The organism is Rhodoferax saidenbachensis, from assembly GCF_001955715.1.
Lineage (GTDB): Bacteria > Pseudomonadota > Gammaproteobacteria > Burkholderiales > Burkholderiaceae_C > Allorhodoferax > Allorhodoferax saidenbachensis.
Genome location: NZ_CP019239.1, coordinates 3,340,880 through 3,358,214, shown reverse-complemented (window position 1 = coordinate 3,358,214; position 17,335 = coordinate 3,340,880). Strand labels below are relative to the sequence as shown.

Genomic DNA, 17,335 nt, shown 5'->3' with positions numbered 1-17,335 from the left:
GGCTACGAGTTACTGCAGAAAACCAATCTTGCTTTTGCCCAGTGCCGATTTGGGCACATCATCGTTACTGATCTCTCCACGCCCGGCCAGACGGGCATTGCCAAAACCGGTCATCAGCGCCCGGCGCATTTCCCGGGGCGCCAGTTCTGCCAGCATATCCAGCACATCGCTGTGTGGCTCGGCGCCAAAGTGGCGGCCCCAGTCATGTTCGCGGCGAATGCCCTGGTACAGGTTGCGTGCAATCGCACGGGCTTGTTCCGGGGTGGGCGGGTTGATCTCGAATACATTCATGCGGTTCAGAATCGGGTCAGGGATGCCCCGTGCATCGTTGGCCGTGGTGATCCAGATCACCTGGCTCGCATCAATCGGCACTTCCGCAAACTCATCGGTAAAACTGCCCGCTGTGTCGTGTTCCAGCAAGCTGTAGAGCGCACCCAGCGGATCGTACTGTGCATCGCAGGCGGCCTTGTCGATTTCGTCCACCACGATCACCGGGTTGGCGTACTGGCCGTCCACCAGCGCTTCAAACACCTTGCCCGGTTTGGCGCCTTTCCATTGGGACGACGAGCCCGAGAGCAGCCAGCCCGCGGTCATGGAACTCATGGGGACCAGGTTCATACCGGTGCCCAGCAACTCGGCCAGTTTTTTGGCGAAATGGGTCTTGCCAATGCCGGGGTCACCCAGCAGCAGGATGGGGGTGACCTCCAGGCCGTCGCGGCAGTCGTGGCTCAGGGCCACATGGCGTTTGACATCGTCCAGCACCTCGGTGAAATTGGGCAACTGGGCGTATAGGTCGCCCATGTCGGGTACGCCCGAGGGTTTGACATGGAAGCGCTCGGGCCCGCGCTCCAGCATGCGCTGGTAGGTGCTGCGCAGGCTCTCGTGGTCGCGGTCAGGGAGTTTGGCCAGCTTGCGCTCCACGTCGTCAGGCGCGAAGACGTTGCGCATCTGGGCGATGGGCAGACGAAAGCCGGGTGTATGGGGAACGAGACTGCGGGAACTCATGAAGCACTCCTTGTCGAACCGGATACGTTTTCATTAGAGCATGCGGGGCGGCCGCTGTTAAGCGCAAAGAAAGGCAACATTCGTAAAGCTACTGCTTGGTTTGCAGCATGTGGCATTTTTACAATGTTGCATGACCGAACCCATTACCGTGAAGACGATGCCGGTGGACACCCAGCTTCCGGTGTTTGTCTGCGATCTGAGCAGCTTTACCGTTCCGCTGCAGTTGGCCCGGCAGGCCATTGACGAGGTGCGTGCCACCCACCCCGATTCCACGCCCTCCAACGTGCAGGCGACTTACATGAGTCCTTGGCAAAGCCATGCCCTGAATCCCCGATTCGGGCCGCTGTGCCACAGCGTGGTCTTGATTGCACAAAACTGTGCGCGCCAGATTGGCGGCGCACGCCTGGCGGACCTCAACATGGATATGGTGGTCAGCGACTGCTGGGGGGCGCTGTACGGCCCCGGCGATTTAGCGAAGCCCCACAACCACTTTCCCGCGGACTTCGGCGCGGTGGTGTACCTGGAAGCGGAGCCGGGCTGTGCGCCGATTGTGTTTGGCGGCAGGGTGCCGGTACAGCCCGTGCCCGGCACGCTGGTGCTGTTTCCCGGCATCCTCACGCACGAAGTGCCGCCCACTGCGGGGCGGCGTGTCGTGGTGGCGATGAACCTGCACAAGAAAGCCATGTTTCCCGCATGAAAAAAGCCACCCGCAGGTGGCTTTTCTGGAAGGCAGTACAGGGAAATCAGGCGGCGGAGCCGCCGATGACCTGTTGCAGCTCACCGTTTTCGTACATCTCCATCATGATGTCCGAGCCACCCACAAACTCGCCCTTCACGTAGAGCTGGGGGATGGTGGGCCAGCTGCTGTATTCCTTGATGCCCTGGCGGATGCCGTCGTCTTCCAGCACGTTCACGGTTTTCACCGTCTTGGTGTCCACACCGCAGGCCTTGAGGATCTGGATGGCGCGGCCGGAGAAACCACACTGGGGAAAGCTGGCCGTGCCCTTCATGAAGAGCAGGATTTCGTTGGATTTGACGAGTTCGTCAATGCGTTGCTGTGCGTCGCTCATGGTGGAGTTTCCTGAGAATAGATGCCCCGATTATTTCACCTTCCCCGTGTGCTCTGCTGGGGCGCCCACACTAGGCGCGCGGCGGGGAGGGCTTTTTTGGATAATGGAGGCCATGAACATCACCAAAAACTCCGCAGTCACCCTGCAATTCAAGGTCTCCGACACCTCCGGCAAGCTGCTGGACCAGAGCGAAGAGCCCATTTCCTACCTGCACGGCGGTTACGGCAACACCTTCCCCAAGATCGAGGAAGCGCTGGAAGGCCAGGCCGTGGGCTTTGCCACCACGGTGGAGCTGGCCCCCGCCGACGCCTTTGGCGAATACAACGAGGCGTTGCTGCAAACCATCCCCAAAACCCAGTTCCCGCCCGGCGTGAAGGTCGGCGGCCAACTGGAAGGCCGTGGCGAAGACGGCAGCATGCATGTGTTCACCGTGACCAAGATTAAGGGTCCTATAGTGCATCTGGACGGCAACCACCCCCACGCAGGCAAGACCCTGCGCTTTGCGGTCAAGGTGCTGGAAGTGCGTGCTGCGAGTGACGAAGAAGTGGCCCACGGCCATGTGCATGGAGCGCATGGGCATCACCATTGATTGCCTTGATTTCCAATTGATAGGTTAAAAATGGCTGAAATTGTGAAATTTCAGCCATTTTATTTTTCGTAAAACGAATTAAGGCGCAACTTCGCAATCGGCTGCTACGGTATCGGGCCTAGGATTACAGGCTTAGAAATGTATTTTTCCCCGGAGCCTGCCATGTTGTCCAACCCCGCCACCAAATACCGCGCTTTCCCCGCCATTGACTTGCCGAATCGCCAGTGGCCCACGCGCACCATCACTGCGCCGCCCATCTGGATGAGCACGGACCTGCGCGACGGCAACCAGTCTTTGTTCGAGCCCATGAACGGCGAGCGCAAGATGCGCATGTTCCGCACGCTGTGCCAGATCGGTTTCAAGGAGATTGAGGTCGGCTTCCCTAGCGCCTCGCAGACTGACTTTGACTTTGTCCGCACCCTGATCGAAGGCGGCCATGTGCCCGACGATGTGACCATCGAAGTGCTCACGCAATCACGCGATCCGTTGATTGAGCGCACGATTGAATCGTTGAAGGGTGCGCGCCGTGCCATTGTCCATGTCTACAACGCCACCGCACCGGTGTTCCGCGAAGTGGTGTTTGGTATGAACAAGGACGAGGTGAAAGAACTCGCAGTGTCCGCCGTGCGCACCATCAAGCGGCTTACCGCCCAGCAGCCCGAGACCGAATGGGTGCTGCAGTACAGCCCCGAAGTGTTCACCAGCACCGAGCTGGAATTTGCCCGTGAGGTGTGCGATGCAGTCACTGCCGAGTGGGGCGCCACACCCGACAACAAGGTCATCCTCAACCTGCCTGCCACGGTGGAAGTGTCGACGCCCAATATCTATGCCGACCAGATCGAGTGGATGCACACCCACCTGGCGCGCCGCGACAGCGTCGTGCTGAGCTTGCACCCGCACAACGACCGTGGCACTGGCGTGGCTGCTGCCGAACTGGCCCTGATGGCTGGCGCTGACCGTGTGGAAGGCTGCCTGTTTGGCAATGGTGAGCGCACTGGCAATGTGGACATCGTTACCTTGGCGCTCAACCTGTACACCCAAGGTGTGTCCCCGGGGCTGGATTTTTCTGACATCAACGCTGTGGCCCGCACCGTGGAACACTGCAACCAGTTGCCTATCCACCCGCGCCACCCCTATGTGGGCGACCTCGTGTTCACCGCCTTCAGCGGCTCGCACCAGGACGCCATCAAAAAAGGCTTTGCAGCGCAGAAGCCCGATGGTTTGTGGAACGTGCCCTACATGCCCATCGATCCCGCTGACGTGGGTCGCAGCTACGACTCGGTGATCCGCGTCAACAGCCAGAGCGGCAAGGGCGGCGTGGCCTACCTGATGGAAGCCGAGTTTGGTGTGGTCATGCCGCGGCGCTTGCAGGTCGAGTTTTCGGGTGAAGTGCAGGCCCACACCGACACCCATGGTGGCGAGATGACAGCGCAGAACATCTGGGATCTGTTTGACACCACCTACCTCAGCGCACCGGCCGCCAACGTGCGTTATGTGGAGCACCACCTGTTCGACCACGCGGGCGTGCAAGGCAAACAGCATGTGCAGGGCATCCGCATTGGTGTGAAGGTGAATGGCCAGCCCATGCTGCTGAGTGGCGAAGGCAACGGGCCCATCGACGCGACCGTGCATGCTTTGCAGACCATCGGCATCAAGGTGCAGGTGCGCAGCTATGAGGAACGCTCCACCAAGGCCAGCACCGAAGGCGGTGAAGCCCAGGCCTGTGCATTTATGGAACTGGTATCTGCGCAAGGCGGCGCGGAGCGTTTTGGCGTGGGCATGGACACCAACATCGTCACGGCGTCGGTCAAGGCATTGATCAGCGGCGTGAACCGCCTGGGGCTGGTGCCCCAACAGGAACGCGAAGAAGTGGCTGCCTGAGCGGCCAGCGGCTATTGCCCCGCCTGTTTGCGCCAGATCTGGATGTTGGCTTCCACCAGCTTCTTCATCACGTTGTCGCGGGTGAGCTTGTGTAGAGCCTTGGCAATGCGCCCGCGCATCTCACCGGTATTGCAGGGTGACTGGTGGGCGAGCGTGAGGTGCAGCCCCTCGTTGCTGACGGCTACTGTAGAAGTCTGCATGCCGGCGTAGTTGAGCTTCGCGGCCAGGGCCAGTCCAGGGTCTTCTTCGTAGACGATGTACTGCGCGCGACCCACCGACAACATGCGAAAGGCCTGCTCCAGCTGGGGCACTTCGTCAATCTGCAGGGACGCTTTGGCGTAGCGGTCAAACGCTTCACCAAAGCTGTTGTTGATCACCGTTAGCCCCTTGCGGCCCTTGAGATCCGCCCAGGTCCGGTAGGCGAAAGTGTTCTTGTCCAACGTCCAGATCACCGTGCGTGTGGCCCGAAAGGCGGGGTAAAAGTAGTCCATGTATTCCAACCGCGGCAGCGTGAAGAATGCACCGGCAATCAGATCCACCTTGCCACTTTTGGCCTGCTCCTGCACGCGAGCCCAGGAGCCCAGGTACTTCACCTCGATGGGGATACCGATTTCCCGCGAGAGCAATTGCATCAGGTCCGCGTTGGCACCGATGAGCCGGGTCTCGTCCACGGGATCACGCCACAGGTAGGGCGAATACTCGGGGTTGCCTGTGGCCACCAGGGATTTGCATACGGGGGCTTGTGCCGCAGCCTGACCGACCAGGGCGAAGAGCCATGCGGATGCCCACAAGCAAGTGGTGCCCATGTGCAAGGCACGTCCAACGGATTTTTTTATTCGCATGACCTATCGCAATGTAAGGGGCGGATGGTCGCTGCAGTCTAGCGACAACTGGTGGTCACTGTAAACAACGAATTGCCCGGAGCGTTGTTCTGCACCTCGTTGGCGCTGGTGCACCAATGTGGTGAGGTGGTGTATCTGTTGATTGTGTGTACTTCAAGAGTGGCAGATCCGCTATGGTATTGATAGCTGTTTGCGCAGTTGCTATGCGGGTTATGGGCCTGAATGTCTTTGATGTTTGGTGAGGTTTCTGGTGGTTTTAGCGTGTCGGGTTGTGCGCCCGACAGCGCACTCACTTTCTTTTGCTTCGCCAAAAGAAAGTAAGCAAAGAAAAGGCGACACTGCTGTCTGCGACCCCTACGCTGCGCTCCGGGGCAACCTGTGGTGCTCGAATGCGGTGGGGTGCGCGCAAACTCGCTGCGCTCAAACATGCACGCCCCTTGATCCACCGCCTGCTGCGCTCCTCGGCGCAGCCAGAAGGGATGAGGGCGACTTACGGGCCGTCGCTACGCTCGGCCTAGTGAGATGAATACCCGTCCGCGCTAGGCGCGGACGAAGTTCGGTATTTGCTATCCGGCTGTTGGATTGGCGTTAGCGCCGTAATGAGGAGGCGAGTAGCGCAGGTTTGGGCGGATCAGGGGCGTGCATGTTTGAGCGTAGCGAGTTTGCGCGCACCCCGCCCAAACCGAGCAACGCAGCGTGCCCGCAGGGCCGACGCATCCGGCTCGCCTTCTTTTGCTTACTTTTCTTGGCGAAGTGTATGGACCGGAGACATAGGTAACAGGTGTGCCAGGACATGGGTAACGCTTGCGAGGGTTGTAAACCCTTGGAGGAGTCCCATGGTTTGGATGGAGAAGAGCACCGTGTCCCTGCGTCAAGAATTTGTCCTCCTGGCCAGCCAGGAGGGCGCAAACAAGCGAGAGCTGTGCCGGCGCTTCGGCATCAGCCCCAAGACGGGCTACAAGTGGCTGGCCCGAGCAAGCGATGGATTGCAGGCGGTGCTGACTGACCGTAGCCGGCGTCCGCATACCTCACCCGCACGCAGCCCCGAAACCACCGAACAAGCTGTGCTGGCCCTGCGTGGCGAGCACCCGGCCTGGGGCGGGCGCAAGATTGCCCGGCGCCTGGCCGACCTTGGTCAAGCCCAACTCGCGCCCAGCACGGTCACTCATATCCTGCATCGCCACGGTCTCATCACGCCCCAAGCCAGCCGTGCTGCACAGCCTTGGCAACGCTTCGAGCACGATGCACCTAACAGTCTGTGGCAAATCGACTTCAAGGGTCACTTCGCCACCATAGCCGGGCGCTGCCATGGGCTCACGCTGTTGGACGATCACTCACGCTTCAATTTGCTGCTCGGCGCACTATCGCGCACCGACGCCGCCAGCGTACAGGCCAGGCTCATTGAGGTGTTTCGTCTCTATGGGCTGCCGCTACGCATCAATGCCGACAACGGTGCGCCCTGGGGTAGCCCCAGCGCGGGCGGGCGTAGCCTGAGTGAGCTGGCGATCTGGTTGATCCGGCTGGGCGTGCGCGTGAGCTTCAGCGCGCCGTATCATCCACAGACCAATGGGAAGCTGGAGCGATTCCATCGCTCCTTGGGCGTGGAAGTGATCGCGGGACAGCACTTCAGGGATCACGCGTCAGTGCAGTGCGCGTTCGACGCTTGGCGCCAGACCTACAACTGCGAGCGCCCGCACGAGGCGTTGCAGATGACAGTGCCTGCCCAACATTACCGGGCCAGCATCTTGGGCTATCCAGAGCACCTCAAGGAGATTGAATATCCGAGCACCGATATCGTGGTGACGGTGGGCTGGAATGGTTTCATTCGCTTCCGAGGCCACACGCTGAGAACCTCAACAGCACTGCATCGGCTGCCTATCGGTATTCGCCCCCATCTGGGGCGAGATGGGGTGCATGATGTGTACTTCTGTCATCAGCTTTTCATGCAAATTGACCTGCATGCCCTGCGCGCAGGTGGTTGAGCAAGGTGTTACCCATGTCCTGGCACACCTGTTACCTATGTCTCCGGTCCATACAGCGAAGCAAGAAAAGTGAGGCGGCCGCCGGGCCGAAACCCGGCTTGTCACAGAAGAAAAAATCCAACCAAAACGCAACCGATTGACGCTTGCGTTTCGCAAAACCGCAGGACGTAAAACCTAAGTGACCAATCGCCCCCCACTACACCTTTCAATCCCCGCCAAATCCCGCCGCGACTGCACATCCGCAAACCCCGCTGCCGCCAGCAGTGAACGCACAGCCTCCGCTTGGTCATACCCATGCTCCAGCAACAGCCAGCCACCAGGCAAGAGATGCGCAGGCGCCTGCGCAATGATGGTTCGGATGTCGTCCAGCCCATCGCTCCCGCTGGCCAGCGCCTGGGCTGGCTCGTGGATCAGTGCCTCCAGATGCGGGTCTTGCGCCGCGATATAGGGCGGGTTGGAGACGATGGCGTGGAAGCACCCCCCAACGCCGGTTAGCCAAGAGCCCTGGCTGAACTGCACGTCCAACTGTAGACGTTGCGCATTGGCTTGCGCCACCGCGAGTGCGTCGGTGCTGTAGTCGACCGCGTGGACCCGCAATGCAGGTCGTGTGTGTTTGAGCGCCAGTGCGATGGCGCCGCTGCCGGTGCCGAGATCTATCACCGACAGGGGCTGGGCTTCGACAGGCTCAGCCCGAACGGAGATCGCGGTCGATGGAGCCAATGCCTCCAGCGCCCACTCCACCAGCGTTTCGGTATCAGGCCTTGGCACCAGCACACGCGCATCCACGGCAAGGTTCAGGCCGTAGAACTCCTTGTGGCCGGTGAGGTAGGCCACAGGCTCACCACGCAGGCGGCGTAAGGCCAGGGCCTCCAAGGCTTTCATCACAGCTTCGGGCAACACATCGGTGTCGTGCGCGAGCAGCCAGGCGCGGTCGTGTTCAGCGCGGCCCAGGGCGTGCAGGGTCAGCAGTTGCGCGTCCAGGCGCTCCAGACCCAGGGACTGGAGGTGGTGCAACATCTGGGTGATGTCCATTTTGCTATTGAATGTATAGCTGCTTGCGCAATTGCTGTAAGGGCTGGAGGCCAAAAAGGCACTTAAACGTTGCTGAGTTCCAGCGCCGCCAGTTGCTCTGCCGCCTCATAGGCTTGCAGCGCGTCCACCACGTCCTGCAGGTCGCCTTCCATGATCTGCAGCAGCTTGTACAGCGTCAGGTTGATGCGATGGTCGGTCAGTCGGCCTTGCGGGAAGTTGTAGGTGCGGATGCGGTCGCTGCGGTCCCCGCTACCGACCAGGCTCTTGCGCTCGGCGGCGTCTTTGGCAGCGCGCTCGCTGCGGTCTTTTTCGTGGATGCGGGCGGTCAACACCTTCAGCGCTTGCGCCTTGTTGCTGTGCTGGCTGCGGCCGTCCTGGCATTCAGCCACGATGCCGGTCGGGATGTGCGTGATGCGCACCGCCGAGTCGGTCTTGTTGATGTGCTGGCCGCCAGCGCCGCTGGCGCGGTAGGTGTCGATGCGCAGATCGGATGGGTTGATCTTGATCGCCTCAGCTTCGTCCTGCTCGGCCAGCACGGCGATGGTGCAGGCACTGGTGTGGATGCGGCCTTGCGTTTCGGTCGCGGGCACGCGCTGCACGCGGTGGCCACCGGATTCAAACTTCAGCGCGCCGTAAGCGCCGGTGCCGTTGTGGTGGCCTTCCATGCGAACCACGACTTCCTTGTAGCCGCCCAGCTCGCTTTGCGATTCGCTGACGATCTCGGTCTTCCAGCCGCAGCGGTCGGCATAGCGGGTGTACATGCGCAGCAAGTCACCCGCAAACAGCGCCGACTCGTCGCCGCCCGTGCCGGCGCGGATTTCCACAAACGCCGGGCGCGCATCGTCCGGGTCTTTGGGCAGCAGCATACGCTGCAACTCGGCTTCCAGTTGCGCAAGCTCCGCGGTGGCGCTGGTGATTTCTTCCTCGGCCATTTCCGCCATATCGGGGTCGCTCTTCATCTCCTCTGCGCTGGCCAGATCAGCCTCGCGCTGCTGGTAGCGCGCCCAGCGCGATGCGACGGCAGACACATCGGTGTGCTCGCGGGAGAGTTTGAGGAACTGCTCCATGTCTTTCATGATGTCTTCGCGGGACAGCAGGAATTCGAGTTCACCCTGGCGGTCGGTGTAACGGGCGAGTTGTTGGCGGAGAAAGGGTTTCATGGTCGAGTTATTTGGTGAGGACTTCGACAGGCTCAGTCCGAACGGGGAAAGCAGGAGGGCGGCGTAAGAGCCGTTTGCCCCGAGCATGTCGAAGGGGCAGCGCTGCACAGGGCAGCGTCGCTAACGGCTGTTGCGCAGGAAGAAGTGCGAGATGGCGCTGCTGGCGCGCTCGCGTGCGGCAGCATCGCCGGCATGCAGCTCGGCCATTGCGCCGTGCAGCATTTTTTGGGTGAGGCCCTTGGACAGGGCTTCGAGCACGGCGTCCACGTCTTCGCCCTTGGCCAGCAGCTTGCGCGCGCGGGCCAGTTCGATGGCACGCCATTCGTCGGCCTGGGCGTTGAGCTGCTGGATCAGCGGTACGGCGCTGCGCTGGTCCACCCAGTGCATGAAGCTTTGCACACCGGCGTCCACGATGGCCTCGGCCTGTGCCACGGCGGCCTGGCGGCTTGCCTGGGCGGTTTGCACCACATTGGCTAAGTCATCCACGGTGTAGAGGTAGACGTCGCCCAGCTTCTTGACTTCGGGCTCAATGTCGCGCGGCACGGCCAGGTCGACCATGAACATCGGGCGGTGTTTGCGTTTCTTCAGCGCGCGCTCCACGGCACCCAGACCGATGATGGGCAGGGTGCTGGCGGTACAACTGATGACTGCGTCGAATTCGTGCAGGCGGTCTGGCAGGTCTGCCAGGCGCATGACCTCGCCGCCAAAACGGCTGGCGAGTTTTTCGCCGCGTTCCAGCGTGCGGTTGGCGATGGCGATGCTCTTGGGGTTCTTGGCGGCGAAGTGGGTGGCGCACAGCTCGATCATTTCGCCGGCGCCGACAAACAACACGCGCACTTTGCCCAGGTCTTCAAACAGGTTGCCGGCCAGGCGTACTGCGGCGGCGGCCATGCTGATGCTGTGGGCGCCGATTTCGGTGGAAGTGCGCACTTCCTTGGCCACGGCAAAGGAGCGCTGGAATAACTGCGACAGCGTGGTGCCCAAAGCACCAGCGGCATCGGCGGCGCGCACGGCGTCTTTCAGCTGGCCGAGGATCTGCGGCTCGCCCAGCACCATGGAATCCAGCCCGCTGGCGACGCGGAAGGCGTGGCGTGCCGCCTGGCCGTCCTGCAGCGAATAGGAGTGGGCGCGCAGCTCGTTGGGGGAGACGCCGCCGGACTTGGCCAGCCAGTCCAGCGTCTGCTCCAGCTCGGACGCGTCACCGGCGCAGTAGATCTCGGTGCGGTTGCAGGTGGAGACGATGGCCGCCTCGGGTGCACGCGCCATCGACTGGCGCAGGCCGCGCAAATGCGGCTCGATCTGGTCCATGGCAAACGCAAACCGGCCCCGCATATCCAGCGGTGCGGTGGTGTGGTTAATGCCTAAAGTCCAGACGGCCATGGGTGTTGGGTTGCGGGCAAAACGCCGCTTGCGCGGTGCTGCTCTGAGGGGATTCGTCCCCGATTATAAAATCTACGCCACTTTCACCAATTTGGGGCCTTTGCGCCCATGTCCATGGGACCGCTAGACCTGCTCAATCACCTGCTCAATTTCATGGCCCCCGCACTGGCCGTGGGGCTGGTGCTGGCCGCTCTGGGGCCGGTTTTTATGCGAAAAAAGCCCGTAGCCAACACGCTGCTTGCGCAAGCAGCTATCAATACCATAGCGGGTACGCTGGCGCTGCTGATTGGCCTGTGGTTTTTTGGGCGCGACGGCAAGATGGCCAGCTACACCGCATTGGTGTTTGTAGCCGCCACCAGCCAGTGGTGGGCGATGCGCCGCTGAGCTTTACATGGGCAGGCGGGGCTAGGATCCCGCGGCTGGTATTGCGTCGATACTGGTGCGTATCGTCAATTGGGGCGTGGCCCGCGGGGGCTAACCGACAGGGGAGGGCTTATGCACACTGCGTTGCACGGTTTGCGAAGGCGAATGGCGGCTTGGCTGGGTTGCGCGGTGGTTTTGGTAACGCCGCCCGCTGCGCCGGCTGCCGAGCTGGTGGCCTACAACACCTATTTATTCCCTCCGTTTGCCAACGAAGACGGCTCGGGCGTGGCGCCTACCCTGGTGGCCTTCCTCAACCGGCATTTCAAGGGCCAGCACACCTTCAAGCTGGAGAACATTCCGCGTGCGCGGCTGCTGGCCGGGCCCCTGGCGGTGGAAGGCAAGTTTGACGGTGTGGCCCTTTTGCTCGCGCCCCCGTTTGTGAGTGACCCGGACAAGACGCGTTACCTCTGGTCGCGCCCCTTGTTCGAAGACCACAACGTGCTGGTCTTTCGGGGGCCGCAAAAGCCCCGTTACACCAAGCTCAAGGAACTCCAGGGCATGACCATGGGCGCCATCCGGGGTAACCAGTACAGCGGGCTGGACGAGATGGTGGCGAAGGGTGAGCTCAAGCTGGACCTTGGCAGCAGCGAGTTGGACAACCTGCGCAAGGTCTCCCTGGGCCGTGCCGACTTCACGCAGATGGCTCGCTTGTTGTACCTGTCATTGGCCGCCAAATCGGGGCTGAGCGCCGAACTGGTGGCTATTCCCAGGCTGGAAGCGGCGTCGTTCCAACGCCATATTTTTGTTGGCCTGAACAACCCCGGGCTGGCTGCCCAGATAGACCAAGCGCTGGCAGTGCTGCCGTGCGACGTGGAATGGCGACGGGAGGCCCGTGTGTCCGGGTTTGAGGTGCCCGCCTGTGTGGCACCGAAGTAACTGCAAGGCCCGCGCCGTTATGCCGGGCTGAACAGATCCACGCGGTCGGTGATGATGCCGTCGGTGCCCAGATCGATGAGGCGTTGCGCGGCCCATTCGTCATTCACGGTGTAACTCAGCGTTCTGAAGCCCGCACTCTGGGCCTGCGTCACGCTGCTGGTATCCCACAACGCATGGTTGCAGACGATGGCCTGGCAGCCTATTTTCAAAGCAGTTTCCAGCCAGCCGGTCCACAAGCTGTCCAGCAGCAGGCCACGCGGTAGCGCGGGGGCGGTGGCTTGCGCCCCTTCGAGGGCCTCAGGGTTGAAGGATGTCAGCAGCGGCGGCACGGCCTGGCCTTGCCACAGGCGCGCTGCGTGCTGGGCCACCACCTCGCCGGTGTGGCGTTCGGTGCCGGGTGTGGGTTTGATCTCGATGTTCAGGAAATAACCGTTGCCCAGGCAGTAGGCCGCAATGGCGTCCAGCGTGGGCAGGGGCTCACCTGCGTAGCTGCGGCTGTGCCAACTGCCTGCGTCCAGTTGCGACAGCGCGCTCCAGGGATGGTCACCGCCTACGGCACTCTGGCCTTGGCCTATTTTTGCGCGGGCATTGGTGGTGCGCTGCAGCGTGGCGTCGTGCATCAGGAACGGTACACCGTCGGCGCTGAGCTTCACATCACATTCGAACATGCGGTAGCCGTGGCTTGCGCCCAGGCGGAAGGCGGCCAGCGTGTTCTCTGGCGCCAGCTTGCCGGCACCGCGGTGGGCGACCCAGCGTGGGTAAGGCCAGACGGGGAGGGAGGAAAAACTCATGCGAACGCCGCCGGGCCGCCCCAAGGCGTGAGAGCCCCCTCGGGGGGCAGCGTAGTACACGCAGTGACAAGCGTGGGGGCCATATTTACAGACATTTACCGGTGGCTGCGTCGAAATGGTGCAGGCGGTCCACACGCGGTGTTACGTGCAGCGTGGCGCCCAGCGCGGGTACAGCGTGTGATTCTTCGGTGCGGATGATCAGCAGCTCGTCGGTGGCACTGTGTGCCCACTTGCCGTAAATCAGGCGCTCGGCACCCAGCATTTCCACGGCCTCCACCTGCAGCGCCCAACCGGTAGGCGTGATGTCCAGGTGCTCGGGGCGGATGCCGGTGATGGTGCCGGGTTTGGCGTCCGGGGCATTTTTGAGCAGGTTCATGGGCGGCGAGCCAATGAAGCTGGCCACAAAGGTGCTGGCCGGGCGGGTGTAGACCTCTTCGGGCGTGCCGAACTGCTCCATCACACCGCCGTTCATGACGATCATGCGCTGCGCCAGCGTCATGGCTTCGACCTGGTCGTGCGTGACAAACAGGCTGGTGATGCCCAGCTCACGGTGCAGCTTCTGAATTTCCAGCCGGGTCTGGGCGCGCAATTTGGCATCCAGGTTGGAGAGCGGCTCGTCAAACAAAAACACCTGGGGCTGGCGCACGATGGCACGGCCCATGGCGACACGCTGGCGCTGGCCGCCCGAGAGGGCGCGTGGCTTGCGCTCCAGGTAGGGCGCGAGCTCCAGAATCTTGGCGGCCTTGTCCACGCGGGCGCGGATTTCATCCACCGGCACTTTGGCGATCTTCAGACCATAGGCCATGTTGTCGAACACGCTCATGTGCGGGTACAGCGCGTAGTTCTGGAACACCATGGCGATGTCGCGGTCGGACGGCTCCAGGTCGTTGACGACCTTGCCACCGATGGAGATCTGGCCTTCGCTCACTTCTTCCAGGCCGGCCACCATGCGTAGGAGCGTGGACTTGCCGCAGCCGCTGGGCCCGACGATGACGACAAATTCGCCGTCATGGATCTGCGCGCTGACGCCGTGGATGACCTGGTTGGCCGTCTTGCCACTGCCGTAGCGCTTGATGATGTTGTTGAGTTCGATGGAAGCCATTTATTTTTCCGTATCCACTAAGCCTTTGACAAACCACTTCTGCATGAGCATGACGACCAGTGCGGGGGGCAACATGGCCATCATGGCGGTGGCCATGACGATGTTCCACTCGGTTTGCGCATCGCCGCCAGAGATCATCTGCTTGATGCCCACCACCACCGGGTACATGTTTTCTTGGGTCGTGACCAGCAGCGGCCACAGGTACTGGTTCCAGCCGTAGATGAACTGGATCACAAACAGTGCCGCAATGCTGGTGCTGGAGAGCGGTACCAGAATGTCCTTGAAGAATCGCAACGGCCCGGCCCCATCGACCCGCGCGGCCTCGACCAGTTCGTCGGGCACCGTCAGAAAAAACTGGCGGAACAGGAAGGTGGCCGTGGCAGAGGCGATCAGGGGGATGGTCAGACCGGCGTAGCTGTTGAGCATGCCCAGATCGGCCACTACCTGGTAGGTGGGGCCAATGCGCACCTCCACCGGCAGCATCAGCGTGACAAAGATGGCCCAGAAAAACGCCATGCGAAACGGGAAGCGGAAGTAGACGATGGCAAAGGCCGACAACAGCGAGATAGCGATCTTGCCCAGCGAGATGACCAGCGCAGTCACCAGACTCACCACCATCATGCGGCCCACGGAGGCGTGTGACCCGGTGCCGGTGCGCTCACCCGACAGGGCGGTGGCGTAGTTGTCTATCAGGTGCGTGCCGGGGAACAGTGGCATGGGCGACTGCACCACCTCTTGTGTGGTGTGCGTGGAGGCCACAAAGGTGATGTAGACCGGAAAGGCAATGACCAGCACACCGATGATCAGAATGGCGTGTGACAAAAAGTCCAGCCAGGGGCGTCTTTCAACCATCAGTAGTTCACCTTTTTCTCAACGAACCGGAACTGCACCACGGTCAACGCGACCACGATGACCATGAGCACCACCGACTGCGCAGCCGATCCGCCCAGGTCCATGGCCTTGAAACCGTCGAAGTAGACCTTGTAGACCAGAATGGCAGTGTCTTTGCCGGGCCCGCCTTTGGTGGCAGCGTCCACGATGGCGAAGGTGTCAAAAAACGCGTAGACGATGTTGATCACCAGCAGAAAGAACGTGGTGGGCGACAACAGCGGGAACTGGATAGTCCAGAACCGGCGCCAGGGGCGCGCACCGTCCATGGCGGCAGCTTCGATGAGCGATTTGGGGATCGACTGCAAACCCGCCAGAAAGAACAGGAAGTTGTAGGAAATCTGCTTCCACACGGCGGCCATGACAATCAGTGCCATGGCGTGGTTGCTGTTGAGCAAAGGGTCCCAGGCCATGCCAAGCTGGCGAATGCCATACGACACGATGCCAATGCTGGGGGCAAACATGAACAGCCACAACACACCCGCCACCGCAGGCGCCACCGCGTAAGGCCAGATCAAAAAAGTACGGTACAGGCCGGAGCCGCGCACCACCCGGTCGGCAAAAATGGCCAGAGTCAGTGAGAGGGACAAACCCAGTACCGCGACCAGCGACGAGAACACGGCGGTTGTCTTGAAGGACTCCAGGTACGACTCGTCATTCCAGAGGTTGCGGAAGTTTTCCAGCCCGACAAACTGCACCGAGGTGCCAAAGGCATCGCTTTGCTGCACCGATTGCAGCAGCGCCTGTGCCGCAGGCCAGAAAAAGAAAATGGCGATGACAGCGACCTGGGGGGCCAGCAGCACCCACGGCAGCCATGCGGACTTGAAAACGACTCTTTTTTCAGTGGCCATACACAGGATTCAGGTAATCAGACATCACAAACATGCAATAGGGGGAAACAAAAGTGGCGGCACGCGCCGCCACTTCCAGATGTTAAGCCACTCGCTTACTTGTTGGCTTTTTCGAACCGCTCCAACTGCTCGTTGCCGCGTTTCACGATGGCATCGAGTGCTTCTTTGGCGGTCTTTTTGCCAGCCCAGACTTGTTCCAGCTCTTCGTCCTCGATGGCGCGAATCTGCACATAGTTGCCCAGGCGAATACCGCGCGATTTGTCGGTCACCTTGCGAACCATCTGCGTCACGGCTACGTCGGTGCCGGGGTTTTCCTTGTAGAAACCAGACTTCTCGGTCAGTTGGTAAGCCGCAGTGGTGATGGGCAGGTAGCCGGTGCGCTTGTGGCTGGCGGACTGCACTTCGGGTTTGGACAGGAAGTCAAAGAACTTGGCAATACCTTTGTACTCCTCGGCCTTCTTGCCGGCCATGACCCACAGGCTGGCGCCACCAATCACCGTGTTTTGTGGTGCACCGGGGACGTCCTGGTAGTAGGGCAGAGGAGCCAGGCCAAAGGCGAACTTGGCGTTCTTCTTGACGTTGCCGTAGAAGCCGCTCGACGTGGTCATCATGGCGCACTCGCCCGAGACAAAGCTGGCTTCAGGTACGTTGCCACGGCCCTTGTAGACAAACAGGCCTTGTTTGGCCATATTGGCCAAGTTTTCGATGTGGCGGATGTGCAGGGGGGTGTTGACCTTCATGCGGGCGTCCAGCCCGGCCAAGCCGTTTTGCTTGCTGGCAAATTCCACGTTGTGCCATGCGGAGAAACTCTCCAGTTGGGTCCAACCTTGCCAGGACAGGGAAATCGGGCACTTGTGGCCGCTGGCCTTGAGTTTTGCCGCAGCCAGCGCGACTTCAGCCCAGGTGGCTGGGGCTTTTTCGGTGTCCAGTCCGGCTGCTTTGAAAGCGTCCTTGTTGTAATAGAACACGGTGGTGGAGCTGTTGAACGGGAAGCTCAGCATCTGGCCGGCGGGCGAGGTGTAGTAGCCGGCCACAGCGGGGATGTAGACCTTGGGGTCGAACTTGTAACCGGCGTCGGTCATGACCTTGCCCACCGGGACCACAGCGCCCTTGCTGGCCATCATGGTGGCCGTGCCCACTTCAAACACCTGCAGGATGTGCGGTGCGTTACCGGCGCGGAAGGCGGCCACGGCAGCGGTCATGGACTCGTCATAGGTGCCCTTGAACGTGGGCATGATCTTGTAGTCTTTTTGGCTGGCGTTGAATTCCTTGGCCAGGTCGTTGACCCATTCGCCATTCACGGCGGTCATGGAGTGCCACCACTGGATTTCGGTCTGGGCCTGGGCGGGGACGGAAAAAGCGGCTGCGGTGATGGCGGCAATGGCCATAGCTCTGCGCTGGAAGTTCATGGATTCTCCTGGTTATAAGACGCATGGATGCTAAGCGGCAAACATGTCAAATTT

17 protein-coding genes are annotated in these 17,335 nt (G+C 61.3%); 6 read left to right on the top strand and 11 right to left on the bottom strand.

From position 1 onward, the window contains the following. Positions 1-9 precede the first annotated feature (9 nt). Positions 10-1,005: an AAA family ATPase gene (locus RS694_RS15985; protein WP_029707439.1), complete on the bottom strand. Its 996-nt coding sequence runs from the start codon at positions 1,003-1,005 to the stop codon at positions 10-12. Between the two features lie 130 nt (positions 1,006-1,135). On the opposite strand from RS694_RS15985, the gene RS694_RS15980 reads away from it, so the two are divergent. Further along, positions 1,136-1,702, top strand: coding sequence for a 2OG-Fe(II) oxygenase family protein (locus tag RS694_RS15980; RefSeq protein WP_029707440.1), 567 nt, complete (start codon positions 1,136-1,138; stop codon positions 1,700-1,702). A 46-nt stretch (positions 1,703-1,748) separates the two neighbouring features. On the opposite strand, the gene grxD is transcribed toward RS694_RS15980, so the two are convergent. Then, positions 1,749-2,075 (bottom strand): Grx4 family monothiol glutaredoxin, encoded by a 327-nt coding sequence (grxD, locus tag RS694_RS15975; protein ID WP_029707441.1) that lies wholly within the window; start codon positions 2,073-2,075, stop codon positions 1,749-1,751. A gap of 112 nt (positions 2,076-2,187) precedes the next feature. Between grxD and RS694_RS15970 the strand changes: the two genes are divergently transcribed. Then, positions 2,188-2,664: an FKBP-type peptidyl-prolyl cis-trans isomerase gene (locus RS694_RS15970; protein WP_029707442.1), complete on the top strand. Its 477-nt coding sequence runs from the start codon at positions 2,188-2,190 to the stop codon at positions 2,662-2,664. 162 nt (positions 2,665-2,826) lie between these two features. Next, complete coding sequence (leuA, locus tag RS694_RS15965; RefSeq protein WP_076069819.1) at positions 2,827-4,545, top strand: 2-isopropylmalate synthase; 1,719 nt, start codon at positions 2,827-2,829, stop codon at positions 4,543-4,545. A gap of 11 nt (positions 4,546-4,556) precedes the next feature. Here leuA and RS694_RS15960 read toward each other — a convergent pair whose 3' ends face one another. Further along, on the bottom strand, positions 4,557-5,351 hold the full coding sequence (locus tag RS694_RS15960; protein WP_029707444.1) for a substrate-binding periplasmic protein: 795 nt from the start codon (positions 5,349-5,351) through the stop codon (positions 4,557-4,559). Between the two features lie 872 nt (positions 5,352-6,223). On the opposite strand from RS694_RS15960, the gene RS694_RS15955 reads away from it, so the two are divergent. After that, on the top strand, positions 6,224-7,369 hold the full coding sequence (locus tag RS694_RS15955; RefSeq protein ID WP_076069817.1) for an IS481 family transposase: 1,146 nt from the start codon (positions 6,224-6,226) through the stop codon (positions 7,367-7,369). 174 nt (positions 7,370-7,543) lie between these two features. Here the strand turns inward: RS694_RS15955 and prmC are convergent, their stop codons facing one another. The 3 genes from prmC to hemA form a co-directional block, all read right to left on the bottom strand. Then, positions 7,544-8,401: a peptide chain release factor N(5)-glutamine methyltransferase gene (gene prmC / locus RS694_RS15950; protein ID WP_076069814.1), complete on the bottom strand. Its 858-nt coding sequence runs from the start codon at positions 8,399-8,401 to the stop codon at positions 7,544-7,546. Between the two features lie 62 nt (positions 8,402-8,463). Next, complete coding sequence (gene prfA / locus RS694_RS15945) at positions 8,464-9,561, bottom strand: peptide chain release factor 1 (RefSeq protein WP_029709824.1); 1,098 nt, start codon at positions 9,559-9,561, stop codon at positions 8,464-8,466. A 120-nt stretch (positions 9,562-9,681) separates the two neighbouring features. Continuing rightward, on the bottom strand, positions 9,682-10,941 hold the full coding sequence (hemA, locus tag RS694_RS15940) for a glutamyl-tRNA reductase (RefSeq protein ID WP_029709823.1): 1,260 nt from the start codon (positions 10,939-10,941) through the stop codon (positions 9,682-9,684). A 108-nt stretch (positions 10,942-11,049) separates the two neighbouring features. Here hemA and RS694_RS15935 point away from each other — a divergent pair, with 108 nt between their 5' ends. Both RS694_RS15935 and RS694_RS15930 read left to right on the top strand, forming a co-directional pair. Continuing rightward, the gene (locus RS694_RS15935; RefSeq protein WP_338050587.1) at positions 11,050-11,325 is read left to right on the top strand and encodes a hypothetical protein; all 276 of its coding nucleotides are present in this window, start codon (positions 11,050-11,052) and stop codon (positions 11,323-11,325) included. 111 nt (positions 11,326-11,436) lie between these two features. Then, entirely contained in the window at positions 11,437-12,240 is an 804-nt protein-coding gene (locus RS694_RS15930; protein WP_152528918.1) for a substrate-binding periplasmic protein, read from the top strand. A 17-nt stretch (positions 12,241-12,257) separates the two neighbouring features. Here the strand turns inward: RS694_RS15930 and ugpQ are convergent, their stop codons facing one another. From ugpQ to ugpB, 5 genes are all read right to left on the bottom strand, one after another. Beyond that, positions 12,258-13,031 (bottom strand): glycerophosphodiester phosphodiesterase, encoded by a 774-nt coding sequence (gene ugpQ, locus RS694_RS15925; protein WP_029709820.1) that lies wholly within the window; start codon positions 13,029-13,031, stop codon positions 12,258-12,260. Between the two features lie 85 nt (positions 13,032-13,116). Continuing rightward, positions 13,117-14,133 carry a sn-glycerol-3-phosphate ABC transporter ATP-binding protein UgpC gene (gene ugpC, locus RS694_RS15920; protein ID WP_029709819.1) on the bottom strand — a complete coding sequence of 339 codons (1,017 nt, stop codon included), beginning with the start codon at positions 14,131-14,133 and terminating at the stop codon, positions 13,117-13,119. Continuing rightward, entirely contained in the window at positions 14,134-14,985 is an 852-nt protein-coding gene (gene ugpE, locus RS694_RS15915) for a sn-glycerol-3-phosphate ABC transporter permease UgpE (RefSeq protein WP_029709818.1), read from the bottom strand. Next, on the bottom strand, positions 14,985-15,872 hold the full coding sequence (gene ugpA / locus RS694_RS15910) for a sn-glycerol-3-phosphate ABC transporter permease UgpA (protein ID WP_029709817.1): 888 nt from the start codon (positions 15,870-15,872) through the stop codon (positions 14,985-14,987). The genes ugpE and ugpA overlap by 1 nt, the downstream gene beginning before the upstream one ends. A gap of 95 nt (positions 15,873-15,967) precedes the next feature. Then, entirely contained in the window at positions 15,968-17,260 is a 1,293-nt protein-coding gene (gene ugpB / locus RS694_RS15905) for a sn-glycerol-3-phosphate ABC transporter substrate-binding protein UgpB (RefSeq protein ID WP_420805964.1), read from the bottom strand. Between the last annotated feature and the right edge of the window lie 75 nt (positions 17,261-17,335).

Coding starts and splice junctions, on each gene's coding strand:
- RS694_RS15985 (WP_029707439.1), bottom strand. CDS start 1,005: ATGAGTTCCCGCAGTCTCGTTCCCCATACACCCGGCTTTCGTCTGCCC.
- ugpB (WP_420805964.1), bottom strand. CDS start 17,260: ATGGCCATTGCCGCCATCACCGCAGCCGCTTTTTCCGTCCCCGCCCAG.
- prfA (WP_029709824.1), bottom strand. CDS start 9,561: ATGAAACCCTTTCTCCGCCAACAACTCGCCCGTTACACCGACCGCCAG.
- RS694_RS15955 (WP_076069817.1), top strand. CDS start 6,224: ATGGTTTGGATGGAGAAGAGCACCGTGTCCCTGCGTCAAGAATTTGTC.
- grxD (WP_029707441.1), bottom strand. CDS start 2,075: ATGAGCGACGCACAGCAACGCATTGACGAACTCGTCAAATCCAACGAA.
- RS694_RS15960 (WP_029707444.1), bottom strand. CDS start 5,351: ATGGGCACCACTTGCTTGTGGGCATCCGCATGGCTCTTCGCCCTGGTC.
- ugpC (WP_029709819.1), bottom strand. CDS start 14,133: ATGGCTTCCATCGAACTCAACAACATCATCAAGCGCTACGGCAGTGGC.
- leuA (WP_076069819.1), top strand. CDS start 2,827: ATGTTGTCCAACCCCGCCACCAAATACCGCGCTTTCCCCGCCATTGAC.
- ugpE (WP_029709818.1), bottom strand. CDS start 14,985: ATGGTTGAAAGACGCCCCTGGCTGGACTTTTTGTCACACGCCATTCTG.
- ugpA (WP_029709817.1), bottom strand. CDS start 15,872: ATGGCCACTGAAAAAAGAGTCGTTTTCAAGTCCGCATGGCTGCCGTGG.
- RS694_RS15935 (WP_338050587.1), top strand. CDS start 11,050: ATGTCCATGGGACCGCTAGACCTGCTCAATCACCTGCTCAATTTCATG.
- RS694_RS15970 (WP_029707442.1), top strand. CDS start 2,188: ATGAACATCACCAAAAACTCCGCAGTCACCCTGCAATTCAAGGTCTCC.
- ugpQ (WP_029709820.1), bottom strand. CDS start 13,031: ATGAGTTTTTCCTCCCTCCCCGTCTGGCCTTACCCACGCTGGGTCGCC.
- RS694_RS15980 (WP_029707440.1), top strand. CDS start 1,136: ATGACCGAACCCATTACCGTGAAGACGATGCCGGTGGACACCCAGCTT.
- prmC (WP_076069814.1), bottom strand. CDS start 8,401: ATGGACATCACCCAGATGTTGCACCACCTCCAGTCCCTGGGTCTGGAG.
- RS694_RS15930 (WP_152528918.1), top strand. CDS start 11,437: ATGCACACTGCGTTGCACGGTTTGCGAAGGCGAATGGCGGCTTGGCTG.
- hemA (WP_029709823.1), bottom strand. CDS start 10,941: ATGGCCGTCTGGACTTTAGGCATTAACCACACCACCGCACCGCTGGAT.